We start from the raw sequence: 18,737 nt of genomic DNA, 5'->3' as shown, positions 1-18,737 counted from the left end.
CTTGGCCCAGGGGACCGGTGGTGGTCTCGACGCCTGGGGTGTAGCCGAATTCCGGGTGGCCCGGGGTGCGGCTGTGGATCTGGCGGAAGTTTTTCAGGTCGTCGATGGTGACGTCGTAGCCGGTCAGGTGCAGCAACGAGTAGATCAGCATCGAGCCGTGGCCGTTGGACAGCACGAAGCGGTCACGGTCGGCGAACGACGGGTTGCTCGGGTTGTGTTTCAGGTAGTCACGCCAAAGTACCTCGGCGATATCCGCCATGCCCATTGGGGCACCGGGATGGCCGCTGTTGGCTTTTTGCACGGCATCCATGCTGAGGGCACGAATGGCGTTGGCACGCTCACGACGGCTGGGCATCGCTGATCTCCTGGGGTTTGCTGAAAAGAAACGGAAAAAAGGACCGGCATTTTCCCTCAGCCACCGCTTGCGGGCAATGACAGATAGTCACTTGAGGGTGTTTTTCCTGTGCTTTGGGCGGCATTCGCCTGCAGAAACCTTTCACCGCTTCGTCTAAAGGCTATAGCGGTTGCTTATAACCGCCACTTATCGATCAATATCAAAACTTTTTGATATTGACCTTGCGGGGACTTCCCCCCGTCACTAGACTGCTGGCCTTATGAACCTACCCGTGCCCTCCCTGCGTCCCGACGACGGCGATGAGCTGGCAGCCTTGTGCAAGGCCGCTGGTGATCCGTTGCGCCTGAACGTATTGCGCGCACTGGCCAACGACTCCTTCGGCGTACTGGAACTGGCGCAGATTTTCGCCATTGGCCAATCGGGCATGAGCCACCATTTAAAGGTGCTGGCCCAGGCCGATCTGGTGGCCACCCGCCGTGAAGGCAATGCGATCTTCTATCGCCGTGCCCTGCCCCACACCGAGTTGCTCGGCGGCAAACTGCACGCTGCGTTGCTGGATGAAGTGGACAGCCTTGGGCTGCCGACAGATGTGCAGTCGCGTATCGCTCAAGTACACGGGCAACGCGCCGCCGCCAGCCAGGACTTCTTCTCACGGGTTGCCGAGAAGTTTCGCGCCCAGCAGGACTTGATCGCTGGCTTGCCCCAGTACCGCGAAAGCGTACTGGCGTTGTTGGACAAGCTGAGCTTCAGTGAAGAAGCAACCGCATTGGAAGTCGGCCCTGGGGATGGCGGTTTCTTGCCGGAACTGGCGCGCCGCTTCGAGCAGGTCACGGCATTGGATAACAGTCCGGCCATGCTGGAACTGGCACGCCAACTGTGCGAGCGAGAAGCACTGGGGAACGTCAGCCTGCAGTTGGCCGACGCCCTGAATCACACCAGCCTGCGGGCCGATTGCGTGGTGCTGAACATGGTCTTGCACCATTTCGCCGCCCCCGCCGACGCCCTCAAGCAAATGGCCGGGTTGCTGCACCCCGGCGGTAGCCTGCTGGTTACGGATTTATGCAGCCACAACCAGAATTGGGCCAAGGAGGCCTGCGGTGATCTCTGGTTGGGTTTTGAACAGGACGATCTGGCCCGTTGGGCCACCGCTGCGGGACTCGTTCCCGGGGAAAGCCTCTATGTAGGTTTACGTAATGGTTTCCAGATCCAGGTCCGCCATTTTCAGCGACCGGCTGGCGACACTCACCATCGGTAAATATCAGGAAAACATCGAGATGAGCGAATACTCCCTTTTCACCTCCGAGTCCGTGTCTGAAGGGCATCCGGACAAAATCGCCGACCAGATTTCTGATGCGGTGCTGGACGCCATCATTGCTCAAGACAAGTTCGCCCGCGTGGCGTGCGAGACCCTGGTGAAAACCGGTGTAGCGATCATCGCTGGCGAAGTGACCACTTCGGCCTGGGTCGACCTGGAACAGATCGTCCGTGATGTGATCACCGACATCGGCTACAACAGTTCCGACGTCGGCTTCGACGGCGCGACCTGCGGCGTGATGAACATCATCGGCAAGCAGTCCCCCGACATCAACCAGGGCGTGGACCGCGCCAAGCCTGAAGATCAGGGCGCTGGTGACCAGGGCCTGATGTTCGGCTACGCCAGCAACGAAACCGACGTGCTGATGCCGGCACCGATCACCTTCTCGCACCAGTTGGTACAACGCCAGGCCGAAGCCCGTAAATCCGGCCTGCTGCCGTGGCTGCGCCCGGACGCCAAGTCCCAGGTGACCTGCCGTTACGAAGGCGGCAAAGTGGTCGGTATCGACGCCGTTGTGCTGTCGACCCAGCACAACCCGGACGTGTCCTACACCGACCTGCGTGAAGGCGTGATGGAGCTGATCGTCAAGCACGTGCTGCCGGCCGAACTGCTGACCAAGGACACCCAGTTCCACATCAACCCGACCGGCCAGTTCATCATCGGTGGCCCGGTGGGTGACTGCGGCCTGACCGGCCGCAAGATCATCGTCGACAGCTACGGCGGCATGGCCCGTCACGGCGGTGGCGCGTTCTCCGGTAAAGACCCATCCAAGGTTGACCGTTCGGCTGCCTATGCCGGTCGCTACGTGGCCAAGAACATCGTCGCCGCTGGCCTGGCTGAGCGCTGCGAGATTCAGGTGTCCTACGCCATCGGTGTGGCCCAGCCTACATCGATCTCGCTGAACACCTTCGGCACCGGCAAGATCAGCGACGACAAGATCATCAAGCTGGTGCGTGAGATCTTCGACCTGCGCCCTTACGCGATCACCACCATGCTCGACCTGCTGCACCCGATGTACCAGGAAACCGCGGCCTACGGCCACTTCGGCCGTACCCCAGCGCAGAAGACCGTCGGCGACGATACCTTCACCACGTTCACCTGGGAAAAAACCGACCGCGCCAACGACCTGCGCACCGCTGCCGGTCTGTAATCGCTCTGGGTACTCAAGGCCCCGCCGGGTTAGCTCGGCGGGGCTTTTTATTGCCATGGAGTTTGCGGACGACGATCACATTTTTTGGATCCAAACCTTGCAGGCCAAATGATGGCCCTCTAGAATCCGCGCCCTCTCGGGCCCTTCACCTTAATCTGGATATTGCACTGCGCCCGCCCGAGACGGATAAGCGCGCAGGCAATCGAACATTGAGGTTTTTCATGCGCATTTCCACGCTCGCCCCTGCCGCCCTGCTGCTCAGCCTGTTCACCCTGCCCGCTCACGCCGCTGACCTGAGCGCACTGAGCGGAGCCCTGAGCTCCCAACTGGGTAGCGGCAATTCCGGCGACTGCCAACAACACGCCAAAGACCTGCAAGCCAAGATCGATGCCGCCAACGCTCAGAACGACGTTCTGAAAGTGAAGGCATTTGAAGCCGCGCTGGAACAGGTAAACAAAGGCTGCAACAAAATCGCCGAGTCTCAAGCCAAAGTCGACGCCAGCCAGCAAAAGCAACAGGCCAAGGCGCAGAACAACGACGCAGTGAAAGCCTTGGGCGGCCTGTTCAAGTAAGCAGAAACACCCGGTAAAAAGCCCCGCTCGTTCGGGGCTTTTTTGTGGCCGCGTGGATCACTTAGGCTGGACGCCCTTTTCGAGCAAGGATGCTCATGATGCGCCGGCTAATTGTTCTACTGCTCAGCATTCTGCCTTTTTGGGTCGGGGCCGAAGAGTGCTCCGACCAGGCCCGTTCACAGTTTGACACCCTGGCCCGGCAAGTCCGCCTGTGGGATGACAACTACCACCGACTTGGCCAGTCCTCCGTCAGCGACGAACTCTACGACCAGGCCCGCCAGCGCCTGGACCGTTGGCGCGAATGTTTTCCCCAACCCACGTCGAGCACTGACAATCCCCTGGCAAGCTCACGGGGCACCCTGCCTCATCCAATCGCACACACCGGCCTGGAAAAACTGCTGGATGAGTTGGCCGTCAGCGACTGGCTCAGTTCCCGTGAAGACGTCTGGATCCAACCCAAGGTCGACGGCGTGGCAGTGACCTTGGTGTATCGCGGCGGACGCTTGAGCCAGGTCATCAGCCGGGGCGATGGCATGCTCGGCCAGGATTGGTCAGCCTCTGCCAGCAAAATCGCCGGCATCGTCCAGCAGTTGTCGGAGCCGGTCGACGTGGTGTTGCAAGGCGAGCTTTATTGGCGCCTTGAATCACACGTACAGTCGGCACAGGGCGGGATCAGTGCCCGTAGCAAGGTGGCTGGCTTGATGAACCGCCACCAGTTGAGTGACGTCGAAGCCGCCGGAGTCGGACTTTTTATCTGGGCCTGGCCAGAAGGCCCGACCGACTTCTCCGAGCGCCTGGCGACCCTGGCACGCTGGGGATTCACCGACAGCGAGCGTTACAGCCAACCTATCAAGCACATCAGCGAAGCTGTTCATTGGCGCTCGCACTGGTACAACCAACCGCTGCCCTTTGCCAGCGATGGTGTGGTGCTGCATCAAGCGGCCCATGCACCCGCCGACCGCTGGCAAGCCAGTGCACCTTACTGGGCGGTCGCCTGGAAGTACCCACCCGCCAAGGCCCTGGCACTGGTACGCGAAGTGCAATTCAAGATTGGTCGCACCGGGCGTATTACACCCATTCTGGAACTGGAACCGGTACGCCTGGATGATCGGCAGATCCGTCGGGTCAGCGCGGGCTCCCTGAAGCGCTGGCAAACCTTGGATATTCGCCCCGGAGATCACGTTTCCATCAGCCTGGCTGGGCAAGTGATTCCCCGCCTGGACGAGGTCATCCTGCGCAATGAAACGAGGGTGGACGTGCAAGTACCCGACGTCCACGCCTTCCATGCCTTGAGCTGCTGGCAATTGGACCCAGGCTGCGAGGAACAACTGCTTGCTCGCCTGACCTGGTTGAGCGGCAATCAAGGACTGGCCTTGCCGCATATGGGCCGCGAGACCTGGAACGTATTGATCCAGGCCGGTCTAATCGCAGGCTTTCTCGATTGGTTAACCCTGGATGCAGCAGAGCTTGCTAACATTGATGGCTTCGGTGACCGCCGTCGTACGCGAGTGCTCGACAGCATCCGCAGCGCCCGGCAGCAACCCTTTGCACAATGGCTGAAAGCCCTGGGCGTACCGCCTTCGGCACGTAATAACCTGGAAGGCGATTGGCAGGCCCTGGCCAGCCGGGACACGCAAGCCTGGCTAGCCACCGACGGCATCGGCCCCGGTCGTGCGGCGCAACTCAGCGCTTTTTTTCGCGACCCGCAAGTGCAAGCGCTGGCTGAAACATTACACACGGCCGGGATAGACGGGTTTTGAACCCAGGCCAACAACTTTTAACCCACGGCAGAATTCACCCTGCCATCGGATTACGACTCTGGAGCCCCACATGAAATTTTTTGCCCCCATTGCCCTGTTGACCGTCGCAAGTTTCATGGCCACACCGCTGCTGGCAGCCGAAGAAGCGTCCCCCCTCACTGGCTGCGCCGCCAAGCGCCAGGCCATCAGCACCCAGATAGAACAAGCCAAGGCTCACGGCAACAGCGAGCAGCAGGCCGGCCTGGAAAAAGCCCTCAGCGAAACCACCGCCAACTGCACTGATGCTTCCCTGCGCAAAGAACGCGAAAACAAGGTGCTCGACGCCAAGCACGAAGTCAGCCGCCGTCAGGCCGACCTCGACAAGGCGATGAAAAAAGGCGACGCCGACAAGATCAACAAGCGCAAGGACAAGCTCGCCGAATCCCGCAAAGAGCTGCAGGAGGCCGTGGAAGAACTCGACAAGTAAAACCGGTCAGTGGTCCCGGAACTGTTTATGGCAAGCGGTGCAGGCATCTTCGACTTTCTGCACCGCAGGCCCCAGGTTACTGGCTTTGTAAGGCTGGACCTGGCTGGTGATCACCAGCTCACCGGTGGCCGTCTCCAGGTTGCGGGCCAGCTCCTGGAAGCGTGCCTGTTGTTGCCACACGTTATCCTTGGCGCTGGTGTGGTCTTCCTCACGCACGCTGGGGAAATGTTTCCACGGCTCATGGGACAACGCGTCCAGCTTGACCGCGCCGTCGGCAAATTTTGCGCCGTCGAACGGGATGCGCCCGCGCAACATGCCGCCCAAGTCTTCGCCGGTCTTGAGCATCTGCTTGAAGATCGCCTTGCGCTGCCCCAGGGGCGAGTTGGGGTCAACACCGCCACAGGCGGACACAGTCAGGCAGGCCAGCAATACTACGGTCAGTTTTTTAAAAGTCATGATGGCTTCAAGGTCACGGGAAACGGCGGCCAGTATCCTCGCCCCGCCCATAAAGACCAATAGCCCTATTAACAATAAGGGTTGCCCGTTTGCGCGAACGCACGGGCGATCGCTTCAGGAATTGCTTGTATGAATGTCACCTTCAAACCCTGGAGCCGCCTGGTGTGGGCTCTGCCGATGATCGCCCTGCTGGCCGGCTGTGACGGCGGCAAAGAGGCCAATAAACCGGAAGCCGCCAAACCCCACGCCGTCGCCACGTATGTGAGCGCACCGTGGGAAACCTTACCCAGCGTGTCCGACAGCGACCTGCTGGCCGGCTTTGAATCCTGGCGCAGCGCCTGCCAGCGCCTCAAGGCCGACCCGGTGTGGGGCGCCACGTGTGCCGCAGCCGTAAGCGTGCCAGGCAATGCGGTGGCAGTTCGTGGTTTTCTCAAGGAGCATCTGGATGTATTCGGCCTGCGCTCGGCTGACAACACCCCGAACGGCTTGATCACCGGCTACTACGAACCGGTCTACCCCGGCAGCCTGACCGAAACCACCACCGCCCATGTGCCGGTGTACGGTGTGCCGGACGATCTGATCATCGTCAACCTGGAAAGTATCTACCCCGAGCTCAAGGGCAAGCGCCTGCGCGGCCGCCTGGAAGGTCGCGTGCTCAAGCCCTATGACGACGCCGGCACCCTCAACAGCCAAGGCTCGACCGCCAAGCCGATTGCCTGGTTGACCAACCCGATGGACCTGCAATTCCTGCAAATCCAAGGTTCGGGCCGTATTCAACTGGCGGGCGGGCGCCAGCTACGCGTGGGTTACGGTGACCAGAACGGCTATCCCTACCGCCCGATTGGTCGATGGCTGGTGGAGCAAGGCGAACTGAAAAAAGACGACGTGACCATGGGCACCATCAGTGCCTGGGCCAAAGCCCACCCGCAACGCATTCCAGAGCTGTTGGCGAGCAACCCGAGCTACGTGTTCTTCAGCGCCCGCCCCGACAGTAACGAAGGGCCACGTGGTTCGCTGAACGTACCGTTGACGGCCGGCTATAGCGTGGCGGTGGATCGCAAGGTGATCCCGCTGGGCAGCCTGTTGTGGCTGTCCACCACCAAACCCGACGGCTCACCGATCGCAAGGCCCGTCGCGGCGCAGGATACGGGAGGTGCAATCACCGGAGAAGTGCGTGCGGACCTGTTCTGGGGCACCGGTGATGCAGCGGGTGAATTGGCGGGCAACATGAAGCAGCAAGGGCAGATCTGGATGCTATGGCCCAAGGGCGCCGCGCTGCCGCAGGTTCCAGATGCACCCGCCGGAACCTGACCGAGTACCAATGTAGTGAGCGGGCTTGCCCCGCGCTGGGCTGCGTAGCAGCCCAAAATCCTGGTACCGCGGTCTTTCTGGAATACCGCGGTGCCCTTGTCAGGGCGGCTTCGCCACCCAGCGCGGGGCAAGCCCGCTCACTACAAATGCCCAGCAGGATCGGCATCAGACTTTAGATCGAGACGAAGAAGAAACTCGCAATCAACGCCATCCCCACACCCCACACCAGCGAACGCAGCACCGCCCAGTCCGCCAGGTAGCAAATGATGTACAGCAGGCGGCTGGTGATGAACAACACCGCCAACACATTGATCGTCACCAGCGACGCCGTACCCGCCAAGTGCGCAATGATCACCGCCGCCGCAAATGCCGGCGTCACTTCAAAACTGTTCAGTTGAGCGTTGTGGGCGCGCTTGGCCACCCCTTCGACGGTATTCAGGAAGGCACGTGGGTCATGGTTATCTCGCAGCCCGAACTTGCCGCCGCTGAATTTGGCCACGCTTGTGCACAGGTAAGGCAGAAAAATCGCGATCAATACACACCAGAATGCCACTGTCATCACAGATTCCTTTTGTTGTTTTTACCAGCGATTAGAGTTTTAGCACTAAACATGCGCTATCGCACTCACCCGCTATGAGCCGTGTGACACAGCAAAGGTTCTATCCGTTACTTGCAACATCCCGTCGCTATTGCGGTCCATCCACCATTGATGACCTTTACCCAACTTCCAAGGATCCCGGATGCTTGAACTTGTCGCCGCCTTCATTTGCCTCACCACCCTGCTCACATATGTGAACTTCCGTTTTATCGGCCTGCCGCCCACCATTGGTGTGATGGTCACGGCCCTGGTGTTTTCCCTGATCCTGCAAGGCCTGAGCGTGCTCGGCTACCCGGGCCTGGAAGAGCGTATCCAGCAACTGATCGGTCAGATCGACTTCGGCGACTTGCTGATGAACTGGATGCTGTCGTTCCTGCTGTTTGCCGGCGCCTTGCACGTCAACCTGAACGACCTGCGCAGCTACCGCTGGCCCATCGGCCTGCTGGCAACCTTTGGCGTTTTGATTGCCACCGTGGTGATCGGCAGCCTGGCGTATTACATCTTTGCCCTGTTTGGCTGGCACGTAAGCTTCTTGTACTGCCTGCTGTTTGGTGCGCTGATCTCGCCCACCGATCCGATTGCGGTCCTGGGTGTGCTGCGTACCGCCAACGCTTCGAAGCCGTTGAAAACCACCATCGTCGGCGAGTCGCTGTTCAACGATGGCACGGCGGTCGTGGTGTTCACCGTGTTGCTGGGCATCGCACAGTTGGGCGAAACCCCGACCGTGGGCGCCACCGCCATGCTCTTCGCCCATGAAGCGATCGGCGGCGTAGTGTTCGGTGGCCTGATTGGTTACCTGGTGTACCTGATGATCAAGAGCATCGAACAGCACCAGATCGAGGTGATGCTGACCCTTGCCCTGGTCATCGGCGGCTCGGCGATGGCCACCGAGCTGCATGTCTCTGCGCCGATTGCGATGGTGGTCGCAGGGCTGATCATCGGCAACCTCGGGCGCAAACTGGCGATGAACGACATGACCCGGCGCTACCTGGACGGTTTCTGGGAACTGCTCGATGACATGCTCAACGCCCTGCTGTTCGCATTGATCGGCATGGAACTGCTGCTGTTGCCGTTCAACTGGCTGCATGTGTTTGCGGCGAGTTTGCTGGCCGTGGCGATCCTCCTGTCGCGCCTGCTGACGGTGGCGCCAGCGATCCTGCTGCTGCGTCGCTGGCGCAGCGTGCCGCGCGGCACCATCCGTATCCTCACCTGGGGCGGCTTGCGCGGCGGTGTGTCCGTGGCATTGGCCCTGGCCTTGCCGCTGGGCCCGGAACGCGATTTGCTGCTGAGCATCACCTACATCGTGGTGCTGTCATCGATCCTGCTGCAAGGCTTGAGCATCGGCAAGCTGGTCAAGCATGTGACCCAAGGTGAACCGGCACCGCAAACCGACGCCCACTGAGTTGCAACCGGCGGCGAATCACTTCGCCGCCAACCCGCTGTCTTGGGCAGCCTGAACGATGATCTGGTTTTTCAGGTCATTGGTCATGGCTTCGATCATCGGCTGCTCGGCCTTGAACCACTCAGGGCTGCACACCGCCCCGGGATGGCTGAATGTGAAAGCACGGGAGACTTGCACGCTATTGCCGTCGCGCTCATAGCGAGCCTCGTAGGTCATGTCCGCGCCCTTGAGTGATACGGACTTGGGCACCGCCAAGATATTCACTGACTGCGGAAACTCGAAACGGGCCTTTTCAACGCTTTCATTGGCGAAGCAGGTGAAGTTCTGCGCTCGCACCTTTTCTGCCGAGAGAAACAGTACATCCTGGACAATGCTGCCACCCAGGCGACTGAGCGCCGGCACGCCAATAGGTCCGGGCAGGCTGATGAGGTTTTCCGTATGCCCTGCCAGCACGGTCTTGAAACGGGGTGCATCACCGTCCAGCGCGTCTGTTTGCAACGTGCCGCTGCCCGTCTGTCCATGGCTTCGCAGTATTTTCACGACTATCTGTTCACGCTCCGTTGGCGGACGCGACCTGACCATGTAGCGCATCACTTCCGTGCGCCAGCCTTCCGCATGGGTGGTTTGGGTAAAGTCCGCCGCCCCTTTGTCATCGACCTTGAACACCAGTTCACTGGTTACTTTGTTGGACTGGGTGGCCGGCGTGCGTGCCATCTCGCCGGTGCGGGTCAGCAGTACCGGTTTGTCTAGGTCCTGCGGCGGCAAGTAACCGGCCGCAATGGCGCTCGCGGTGGAGTCCAGGTAGAGCGCCAGACTTGGGACATAGGTGATCACATGGTTGATCGGCCTCATCACAGCCACTGTGGGTAAGGTGTAGGCGTTGCCCAGGTTGATCAAGGCTGGCGAGCTTTCGATGGCGACGGCCTTGAGCAAGGCCTCCAGCAGTGCCACATGGTCCTTGCAGTCGCCGTAGCGATTGTCCAGCACCGACTGCGCCGAGTGCGGCACCACGCCGCCGACATCGAGATACACAGCGACATAGCGAATATTCTTACGCACCCAGTCACTCAGCGCCAAAGCCTTCTCCCGCGATGTCGTCAGGCCTGCAGTGAGTGTCTGCGCCAACTCAGTGATTGCCGGCGTGAGCTCAACCGTGGCGCGTGCCTCGTAGGCCCTGGCCATCGCCTTGTAATCCGTAAAGGTCGAAACAGCGAGCATTTGGCCGTAGTCGGTGTAGGCCACTGCACTTTGCTCAGGCCGAGTTTTCTCGGCCTGTACATAGTCCCAGCGATAGACCTTGCGCCCGGGTGCCGCCACCGGTGTGGACGGCGTAAAACCACGGGCATCGGCGTACAAGATTTTTTCGATCGGCAAGTCGTAGGTCAGGCTGTAGGCCTCGGTCGGGTTCTGGCTGGCAATGGAGAGGGCCGTGAACTCGCCGGGGAACATCGCCGTCTTACGCGTCAGTTGGAAACGCAGGTTAAGGCGATCACCCACGGCCACGTCCGGAAAGATCACTACCTTGACCCGCGAGTCCTGGAACATCGGCGCATCCGCCGAGGCCCGTTCCTGTTGCTCCCTGATCCGATCCGCACTGACCATCACCTTGCGCCCGTCGGGCTTCTGGGTGAAGGCTTCGAGAATGTCCAGGGTGTCCAGAGAGCGGTTGTAAGTGACAGCCCGCTGGGCGCTGAATTTGATGGCACGCTCTTCATTGATCCGCACGACCTCATCGGCATTTAGCACGTAACTGCCGTCGGCATTGATCACAAACGCTTGCGTGTTTTTTTCGATGGTCACGGAACGATCCGTCGCATCGTCCTTGGCCTGCGCCGTCCCGAGCACGCCTACCGCCACAACCAGCACACACCACCTGCGTACCTGCAAAAAAGGAAAAGCCCGCATAAAGATCCTTCTTTCATGAATGGAAAACCGCGCAGCGACTTTGCCATTCATTTATGACGAATCGACTTCCCTATCATTGAAACGCGCGGAAAGCGGTGATCCCAGGCCCGCCCCATGCATTGACTGCGAGCGGCACTTTTAAGTCGCTATCAAACACTTCATTAACAAATAACTTACTGCCTGATTACAGTTTGGTAATACCTGACTTATTTCGATTATTTTCATATACGTTAACGATGCGCCCGATAGAATCTATCCACCCCAACTTGCCCGACTATGAACGCGCCCGACTATATGACCTATTCATCTCCCGACAAGGCTCGATCGTGCCTTCCCCATTATTTGATGATCGGCCTGTTGGCGACCGGCGCCCACTATATAACACTCTTGTTATTATCTTTTGTACTACCACTAATAGTCTCCACATTGTTCGGTGCTCTGCTGGGAACCATCGTGAGTTATCACGGCAACAAACGGTGGACGTTCGTTAAACGTGTCGACGGGGCCGACGCTCGCCAATGGCTGCGTTTCGGGGTCACCGCCCTGCTCTACAACCTTGGCAACCTGGCGGTGATGGTACTGCTGCTGAACCTGTTCCCACGGCATCCCTGGCTGATGCAGATGATCACTACGGGCGCCCTGACGCTGATCGCCTTTCGAATCAACCAGCATTGGACCTTCCGTCATGAACCTATCAATAGCTGATCGGGCACTGCGTCCGATGCTCAGTGTCATTATCTGCTGTTATAACGAAGCCAAGGTATTACCTGTCTTTCATCAGCGCTTGATGGCGGCAGTGCGGGCATTGAGTATTCGTTATGAATTACTGTACGTGAATGATGGCAGCCGCGATGAAACTCAGAACGTGCTGAGTTTTTTCTGCCAAACACCCGAGGTGCGCTGTCTGAACTTGAGTCGCAACTTCGGCAAAGAGGCTGCGATGGTGGCCGGGGTCGATCACGCGCGTGGTGACGCAGTTCTATTTATTGATGCCGACCTGCAAGATCCACCCGAATGTATCCCATTAATGGTCGATCAGTGGCTCAATGGTTTCGACATCGTCAACATGCAGAGGCGCAGTCGAGTATCGGACACACCCGGCAAACGCATCAGCGCCCATCTGTATTACACACTCATCGGCTTTCTGGCAGACAAGTTCGACGTCCCGCCTCACGTCAGCGACTTTCGCTTGATCGGCCCCGCGCCGTTGGCCGCCCTGCGCGCCATGCCGGAACGGACACGCTTCATGAAGGGCCTGATCGGCTGGCTCGGATTCAACACCATCGAAATGCCCTACGACCGTGAACCCCGCATCGCCGGTCAAACCAAATGGGGCCCCCTGGCACTGGTTGATCTGGGTATCGACGGCGTATTGGCGGTGTCTCGCAAACCCTTGCGCTGGTTCAGCCTGCTCAGCCTGCTGATCTTCATCAGCACGCTGGCGTTCATCGTCCACCAGTTCAGTGCCGAGACCCTCGGTACCCACCACTTTGTCCTGGGTATCGCGGCGTTTATCGCCTTGGGCACCGCGATGATCGGTGAATACATGGGCGCGACATTGAGCGAGGTCAGGCACAGGCCGATCTATTTGCTCAAGGGCCAGGTTGGTCACATGCCCCGAAAGCCAGGAAAACCCGACACAACTCCCGCCCTCGAACAAGAAACCCTCTGATGATAATGACTCGCCGCACACTCTGGCTGGTATTGCTCGCCATCCTTGGCATTCGTCTGGCCAGCATTGGCTTCTACCCGCTCATGGATACATCCGAGGCCCGCTACGGCGAAATGGCCCGCAAGATGCTCACCCTGGGCGATTGGGTAACGCCGCTGTTCGATGTAGGCGTACCGTTCTGGGGCAAGCCTGTGCTCTCTTTCTGGACCCAGGCGCTGAGTATGAAACTGCTGGGGATCAACGAATTCGCCATTCGGTTTCCGGCGTGGCTGTTTCATGTCGCCAGCTGCCTGATCATTATCCGCTTCGCTCGCGAGGAAGCGGATGAACGCACCGGGTTGCTGGCCGCGATTATTTTTTCCAGCTCAACGCTTGGCTTGCTGTCGGCAGGTGTGGTGCTGACCGACCCGGCACTGAGCTTTTCAGTCGTACTCGCCAGCTACGGCTTCTGGCGCGGCGCTGCCCGCTATGATCGACGCTGGGCCTTGGCAGGGTTTGCCGGACTGGGCCTGGGCCTGTTATCCAAAGGACCGCTGGTGGGCGTGCTGGTGGGTTCAACAGCGGTGATCTGGACGCTCTATCACAACCGGTGGCGCGCCTTTGTGCGACTGCCCTGGGCCACAGGCATTGCTCTGATGCTGCTGATCGCCGTGCCCTGGTATGTCGTTGCTGAACTGCGTACACCAGGGTTTCTGGACTATTTTCTGATCGGCGAGCACTGGAGGCGCTACACCGTCAGCGATTGGGCCGGTGATTTGTACGGCACTGCTCACGCCCGTATGGCGGGTGCGATCTGGCTGGAACTGCTGATTGCGATGTTTCCATGGACGCTGTTGCTACCTGCCTTGTACTTCGGTTACCGCAGGCTGCTCAAGTCCTGGCCTTATTACAGCTATGTCGTTTTGTGGGCCTTGATAACGCCTGCCTTCTTTACCTTTTCCGGCAATATTTTGTGGACCTATGTGTTGCCCGCGCTGCCGGCGTGGAGCTTGCTGTTGGCCGGTGCGCTCGATCACGCCATGCCGGCAAGCCGGGTGCGGGTTGCCGTAGGCCTTGTATTGAGCCTGCTGCTGCCGGTCGTGATCGGGGTGGCTGTAGTGGATGGCCGTGCCTTTGAGCGTCCCAACAATCAGCAGGCCCTGGCGCTGGCCTGGCAGCAGCTGCAAAAGGATGAACCGGGAGACCTTTATTATTGGGGGCGGCGTTCCTATTCAGGGGAGTTTTACACCGCGGGGCAGGCCAGACGATCAAGAGACCTTTCCCAATTGCCCGATAACAAAGTGTTCTATGTCGCACGCCGGGAGTCCGACCTGAAGTACGGCATCGAGCCCTTGCAAGCGCTCAACTGCAACGAACGCCTGCGGGCCAGCGAGAGCGTGCTGTTTCGGTGCGCCCCTCAGAAGCCTTCGCCCTGATACCGTCACGTTGCACCATTCGGATCATCCGCCTCGCAGGCAGCTTTCACTGCGAATCAACTAAGCCGGCAAACGCCAGGCCTTGGCCATCTCCACGGTGGTTGAACTGGAGGCCTTGCCCCAGGGCTTGTTGCGTGCCTTGTAACTGTCAACGAGGGTGTCGAGTACCCGGTTGAATTCGGTGGGTGTGGTGGCCCATGCCAGGTCTTGGGCCGCACGGTGCAACAGTTCAACATTGGACTCGGGCTGGCCGGGTCGGAACAGCGACGGGTAGATCACCTCTCGCGTGAAGTTTTCAGCTTTCATCGCAATATCACGCACGCTCATCTCAGCGACAGCACGGCCAATGACCTTGGACATCGGCAATGCACCGCCTGCGATCTGCTTGGCCGCCGCTTGCAACAACTGTTGAAAGTTGGTCTGACTGGCGACATTGAGGCATCGCCCCAACCAATCGATGTGCTCAGGACGCTCGGCCAGGGCGTCGAGGTTACGCAGGGCCGATAAGATTCTCGGCGTGAGCACCAGCGCGCCCTGTGCCTGGTTAGCCTCGGTAATCGCGACATGCAGGGCTTGCAACGCCTGTTTTGCGCTTTCCCGAAACATCAGCACATCCGAGGCGGCGGGGTCTTTTTGCAGCGCCGGTTGCACACTGGCGAGCATTGAATCATCCATGGCCAACACGGCGTCATCCAGCGATTGGAAAGCGTGGTGCTCAAGTGCAGTGGTACGACGCTCCAAATGCGCGTCTACCGCCTGGCGCGCCTTCGCTTGCAGGTGTTGCTTCTGCTCATCCTGCATCGTGAAGTTGACCGTGCCCGTGAGCAGGCCTCGAAAATCGCCTTTTTCGGTCTTCAGGGGCAATGTCACGATCTGCTCGGCGAACGCTTCGAGCTTTTTATCCTGGAAGGCTCCAGCAGCCGAATGCGGAACGCCCGTGATGCGATCTGCCAAGTGGCTGAAAAAGCCGCCACTGCGCGCTCGCTCACCAGAGGCATCTGACTCGAATTTGACGATCAACGCCTCAGACTTGGCCAGGGGGCTCTCGGGAAACGCCCGATCTACCACACCTGGCGCCGGGGTATTGAGCAGCAGGCCACCGTCCTTGAATGCGGTGGTTTCAGCTGAAGCCTGGAAACCGTGTCCTTGCTCCATCGGGCTCTTGAACACCAGTGGCAACGAGCCGGAAATATGCGCCGCCCTGGCAATATCCATCTGCGGCGTCAGATTCGCGTTGAACACCACCAGCTGTGGACGGTCGGCAAACATGCCGGTGCCGGTGATGTTGAGTTGCTTGATCGCGGGTATATCCCGACTCAGCACCTCAAGATCGCCAAACGTAGGAGCGCCTCCGGCACTCAACCTGTCAGCAATGCGCATGACTTCCGCCGAGCGGGTTTCCCGAGGGGTTTGCGCGATATGGCCCAGAATCGACTGGCGCGACTCATTGCGAATCAGTTCTTCAAGGGGAAGTGCCTCGGTCTGCAGGCGCGGCAGCAAGGTCATCAACAATTGAGAGGTACTGCCGACGGCGCCGGGCAAGCGCCCAACAAGCTTGCCCAGTGTCGTACTGGCATCCTGCATCCAGGCCGTCACGGCATCTTTGCTATTGAGCAGGCTTGGCAAATCGATACCATCCGACAACTTGTCGAACGCTTCAGCCCCCATGCCACTGGCAATCAGTGCTGCTGAAATAGCACCGGCAGATGAGCCGGAGATCGATTGGATACCTTTCAGCTTCTGGGCGTCCTCAAGTGCCCGTACCACCCCCGAGAAAGCAATGCCCTTGGCGCCACCCCCACTGAGTACAAGGCTGGTGACAGGGGGGGCCGATAAAAACACGTCCACCCGTCCCTGCTGATCACGCATGAGTGTCACATTGCGCGCACCCACCCCCTGCACCAGCGGCGTCTCCACCGCTTGTTGGGTCGGGGAATACGCCTCTTCAGTCACTGAGGGTTGAATTTTGGTGATCGAGTTAAACACTTTCATCCATGGGCGCTCTCTACAGGGTGTGGTCCTGAGTGATGAGAGCGCCTGGGAAAGATCCGTGCGGAATGATTTGGTAAAGCAAATCACAGCGCAGCAGGGTTACTCGGGAAGGCTATCGTCCTTGAACTGGTCCTTCACGTACTTGATCTCGGTACGTCCATGAGGCGCTGGCAGGCCATCTTCGCCGAGGTTGACGAAGACCATCTTTTCCACGGTGAGGATGCTTTTACGGGTGATCTTGTTGCGCACTTCACAGGTCAGGGTGATGGAGGTGCGGCCGAACTCGGTGGCGGTGATGCCCAGCTCGATGATGTCGCCCTGGCGTGAAGCGCTGACGAAGTTGATTTCAGAAATGTACTTGGTCACCACCCGCTGGTTGCCCAACTGGACAATCGCATAGATCGCCGCTTCTTCGTCGATCCAGCGCAGCAGGCTACCGCCGAACAGGGTGCCGTTGGGGTTGAGGTCTTCGGGTTTTACCCATTTGCGGGTGTGGAAGTTCATAGTCACTCCAAAGCGTCTTGCCGAATGATGGGCAACATCATGGCAGAGCCCGGGCCCAACCTCTATGAGCCATTGCCTATCAACCCCATGAACGATCTTCATATGGCCGACAGAAAGGCTTGGGAAGTCGGGCGCACACGGCTATAATCGCCACCGCTTCAAAACGGTCATCTTCGATTGATACCGTTCTCCCGCCACCTGTCCGAGGGGCGCTGCAGCAGGTTCAACCTGTCAGGCTCGGATGGGGCGTTGTCCGGCCTGGTTGCCCTGGCTTGATACTAAACGCACAACGGCGCCCATTCGCACACTACGAATGGAGGCTCTTCATGAGCGCAGTAAACACGCCTGCAGATTTCAACGACTACAAAGTCGCCGACATGTCCCTCGCTGCCTGGGGCCGTCGCGAAACCTTTATCGCCGAATCCGAAATGCCTGCCCTGATGGGCCTGCGCCGCAAGTACGCCGCTGAACAACCGCTCAAGGGCGCGAAGATCCTCGGCTGCATCCACATGACCATTCAGACTGCCGTACTGATCGAGACCCTGGTTGCCCTGGGTGCCGAAGTGCGTTGGTCGTCCTGCAACATTTTCTCGACTCAGGACCAGGCCGCTGCCGCGATCGCTGCTGCCGGTATCCCGGTATTCGCCTGGAAAGGCGAGACCGAGCAAGAGTACGAGTGGTGCCTGGAGCAAACCATCCTCAAAGATGGCGCGCCTTGGGATGCCAACATGATCCTCGACGACGGCGGTGACCTGACCGAGCTGCTGCACAAGAAATACCCGCAGATCCTCGACCGCGTCCACGGCGTGACCGAAGAAACCACCACCGGCGTTCACCGCCTGCTGGACATGCTGGCCAAGGGCGAGCTGAAAATCCCGGCCATCAACGTCAATGACTCGGTGACCAAGAGCAAGAACGACAACAAGTACGGCTGCCGTCACAGCCTGAACGATGCCATCAAACGCGGTACCGACCACCTGCTGTCGGGCAAGCAAGCCCTGGTGATCGGCTACGGCGACGTGGGCAAGGGTTCGTCCCAGTCCCTGCGCCAGGAAGGCATGATCGTCAAGGTTTCCGAAGTCGACCCGATCTGCGCCATGCAAGCCTGCATGGACGGTTTCGAAGTGGTTTCGCCGTTCATCAACGGCCAGAACGACGGCACCGAAGCAAGCATCGACAAGGCCCTGCTGGGCAAGATCGATCTGATCGTGACCACCACCGGTAACGTGAATGTCTGCGATGCCAACATGCTCAAGGCTCTGAAGAAGCGCGCCGTTGTCTGCAACATCGGCCACTTCGACAACGAGATCGACACCGCTTTCATGCGCAAGAACTGGGCATGGGAAGAAGTGAAGCCACAGGTACACAAGGTTCACCGTACCGGTGCTGGTGATTTCGACCCACAGAACGACGACTACCTGATCCTGCTGGCTGAAGGCCGCCTGGTTAACCTGGGCAACGCCACCGGCCACCCAAGCCGCATCATGGACGGCTCGTTCGCCAACCAAGTACTGGCGCAGATCTTCCTGTTCGAGCAGAAGTACGCCGACCTGTCGCCAGCTCAGAAAGCCGAGCGCCTGACCGTGGAAGTACTGCCGAAGAAACTCGACGAAGAAGTGGCCCTGGAAATGGTCCGCGGCTTCGGCGGCGTAGTGACCCAGCTGACCAAGACCCAAGCCGACTACATCGGCGTGACGGTCGAAGGTCCGTTCAAGCCGCACGCTTACCGTTACTGATTGACCTGCTGCCCGCTGTCCTTGTGGCGACGGGCTTGTGTGGGAGCGGGCTTGCTCGCGAATGCGCTACGTCAGTTGATGCATCCGGTGACTGACACACCGCTTTCGCGAGCAAGCCCGCTCCCACA

At 59.4% G+C, this 18,737-nt stretch carries 17 protein-coding genes and 1 riboswitch; of the genes, 11 read left to right on the top strand and 6 right to left on the bottom strand.

All coding sequences use genetic code 11. The features are described from left to right. On the bottom strand, nucleotides 1–355 hold a 355-nt coding region (locus tag ACRESD_RS05360), incomplete at its 3' end, for a transketolase (RefSeq protein ID WP_431749975.1). A gap of 259 nt (nucleotides 356–614) precedes the next feature. Here ACRESD_RS05360 and ACRESD_RS05355 point away from each other — a divergent pair. The 5 genes from ACRESD_RS05355 (at nucleotide 615) to ACRESD_RS05335 (ending at nucleotide 5,618) form a co-directional block, all read left to right on the top strand. Continuing rightward, nucleotides 615–1,610: an ArsR/SmtB family transcription factor gene (locus tag ACRESD_RS05355; protein ID WP_431749974.1), complete on the top strand. Its 996-nt coding sequence runs from the start codon at nucleotides 615–617 to the stop codon at nucleotides 1,608–1,610. 19 nt (nucleotides 1,611–1,629) lie between these two features. Further along, the gene (gene metK / locus ACRESD_RS05350) at nucleotides 1,630–2,820 is read left to right on the top strand and encodes a methionine adenosyltransferase (RefSeq protein ID WP_431749973.1); all 1,191 of its coding nucleotides are present in this window, start codon (nucleotides 1,630–1,632) and stop codon (nucleotides 2,818–2,820) included. A 221-nt stretch (nucleotides 2,821–3,041) separates the two neighbouring features. Further along, nucleotides 3,042–3,392 (top strand): hypothetical protein, encoded by a 351-nt coding sequence (locus ACRESD_RS05345; protein WP_431749972.1) that lies wholly within the window; start codon nucleotides 3,042–3,044, stop codon nucleotides 3,390–3,392. A 95-nt stretch (nucleotides 3,393–3,487) separates the two neighbouring features. Then, nucleotides 3,488–5,152: an NAD-dependent DNA ligase LigB gene (gene ligB / locus ACRESD_RS05340; protein ID WP_431749971.1), complete on the top strand. Its 1,665-nt coding sequence runs from the start codon at nucleotides 3,488–3,490 to the stop codon at nucleotides 5,150–5,152. Nucleotides 5,153–5,222: 70 nt separating this feature from the next. Next, nucleotides 5,223–5,618: a DUF1090 domain-containing protein gene (locus ACRESD_RS05335; RefSeq protein ID WP_431749970.1), complete on the top strand. Its 396-nt coding sequence runs from the start codon at nucleotides 5,223–5,225 to the stop codon at nucleotides 5,616–5,618. 6 nt (nucleotides 5,619–5,624) lie between these two features. Here ACRESD_RS05335 and ACRESD_RS05330 read toward each other — a convergent pair whose 3' ends face one another. Beyond that, entirely contained in the window at nucleotides 5,625–6,074 is a 450-nt protein-coding gene (locus ACRESD_RS05330; RefSeq protein WP_431749969.1) for a c-type cytochrome, read from the bottom strand. Between the two features lie 129 nt (nucleotides 6,075–6,203). Between ACRESD_RS05330 and mltA the strand changes: the two genes are divergently transcribed. Continuing rightward, nucleotides 6,204–7,385, top strand: coding sequence for a murein transglycosylase A (mltA, locus tag ACRESD_RS05325; RefSeq protein ID WP_431749968.1), 1,182 nt, complete (start codon nucleotides 6,204–6,206; stop codon nucleotides 7,383–7,385). Nucleotides 7,386–7,557: 172 nt separating this feature from the next. On the opposite strand, the gene ACRESD_RS05320 is transcribed toward mltA, so the two are convergent. Continuing rightward, on the bottom strand, nucleotides 7,558–7,944 hold the full coding sequence (locus tag ACRESD_RS05320) for an MAPEG family protein (protein ID WP_431749967.1): 387 nt from the start codon (nucleotides 7,942–7,944) through the stop codon (nucleotides 7,558–7,560). A 181-nt stretch (nucleotides 7,945–8,125) separates the two neighbouring features. Here ACRESD_RS05320 and ACRESD_RS05315 point away from each other — a divergent pair, with 181 nt between their 5' ends. After that, nucleotides 8,126–9,385 carry a cation:proton antiporter gene (locus ACRESD_RS05315; protein WP_431749966.1) on the top strand — a complete coding sequence of 420 codons (1,260 nt, stop codon included), beginning with the start codon at nucleotides 8,126–8,128 and terminating at the stop codon, nucleotides 9,383–9,385. Nucleotides 9,386–9,403: 18 nt separating this feature from the next. On the opposite strand, the gene ACRESD_RS05310 is transcribed toward ACRESD_RS05315, so the two are convergent. Next, entirely contained in the window at nucleotides 9,404–11,290 is a 1,887-nt protein-coding gene (locus ACRESD_RS05310; protein ID WP_431749965.1) for a DUF3857 domain-containing transglutaminase family protein, read from the bottom strand. A gap of 276 nt (nucleotides 11,291–11,566) precedes the next feature. On the opposite strand from ACRESD_RS05310, the gene ACRESD_RS05305 reads away from it, so the two are divergent. The 3 genes from ACRESD_RS05305 to ACRESD_RS05295 are packed head-to-tail and all read left to right on the top strand — an operon-like array spanning nucleotide 11,567 to nucleotide 14,377. Beyond that, entirely contained in the window at nucleotides 11,567–11,995 is a 429-nt protein-coding gene (locus ACRESD_RS05305; protein ID WP_431749964.1) for a GtrA family protein, read from the top strand. Further along, nucleotides 11,976–12,962 (top strand): glycosyltransferase family 2 protein, encoded by a 987-nt coding sequence (locus ACRESD_RS05300; protein ID WP_431749963.1) that lies wholly within the window; start codon nucleotides 11,976–11,978, stop codon nucleotides 12,960–12,962. The genes ACRESD_RS05305 and ACRESD_RS05300 overlap by 20 nt, the downstream gene beginning before the upstream one ends. Then, the gene (locus ACRESD_RS05295) at nucleotides 12,962–14,377 is read left to right on the top strand and encodes an ArnT family glycosyltransferase (RefSeq protein ID WP_431749962.1); all 1,416 of its coding nucleotides are present in this window, start codon (nucleotides 12,962–12,964) and stop codon (nucleotides 14,375–14,377) included. The genes ACRESD_RS05300 and ACRESD_RS05295 overlap by 1 nt, the downstream gene beginning before the upstream one ends. 60 nt (nucleotides 14,378–14,437) lie before the next feature. Here ACRESD_RS05295 and ACRESD_RS05290 read toward each other — a convergent pair whose 3' ends face one another. Together ACRESD_RS05290 and ACRESD_RS05285 are read right to left on the bottom strand one after the other, a co-directional pair. Then, nucleotides 14,438–16,369 carry a patatin-like phospholipase family protein gene (locus tag ACRESD_RS05290; protein WP_431749961.1) on the bottom strand — a complete coding sequence of 644 codons (1,932 nt, stop codon included), beginning with the start codon at nucleotides 16,367–16,369 and terminating at the stop codon, nucleotides 14,438–14,440. Between the two features lie 99 nt (nucleotides 16,370–16,468). Next, the gene (locus ACRESD_RS05285; RefSeq protein ID WP_003194988.1) at nucleotides 16,469–16,873 is read right to left on the bottom strand and encodes an acyl-CoA thioesterase; all 405 of its coding nucleotides are present in this window, start codon (nucleotides 16,871–16,873) and stop codon (nucleotides 16,469–16,471) included. Nucleotides 16,874–17,071: 198 nt separating this feature from the next. Then, nucleotides 17,072–17,178, top strand: a riboswitch (S-adenosyl-L-homocysteine riboswitch). 21 nt (nucleotides 17,179–17,199) lie between these two features. On the opposite strand from ACRESD_RS05285, the gene ahcY reads away from it, so the two are divergent. Then, the gene (gene ahcY / locus ACRESD_RS05280) at nucleotides 17,200–18,609 is read left to right on the top strand and encodes an adenosylhomocysteinase (RefSeq protein ID WP_431749960.1); all 1,410 of its coding nucleotides are present in this window, start codon (nucleotides 17,200–17,202) and stop codon (nucleotides 18,607–18,609) included. The last annotated feature ends 128 nt before the right edge of the window (nucleotides 18,610–18,737 follow it).

It is taken from the genome of Pseudomonas sp. (assembly GCF_050739995.1).
GTDB lineage: Bacteria > Pseudomonadota > Gammaproteobacteria > Pseudomonadales > Pseudomonadaceae > Aquipseudomonas.
The sequence above is the reverse complement of the archived record's forward strand: the minus strand, read 5'-3'. Positions and strand labels throughout refer to the sequence as shown.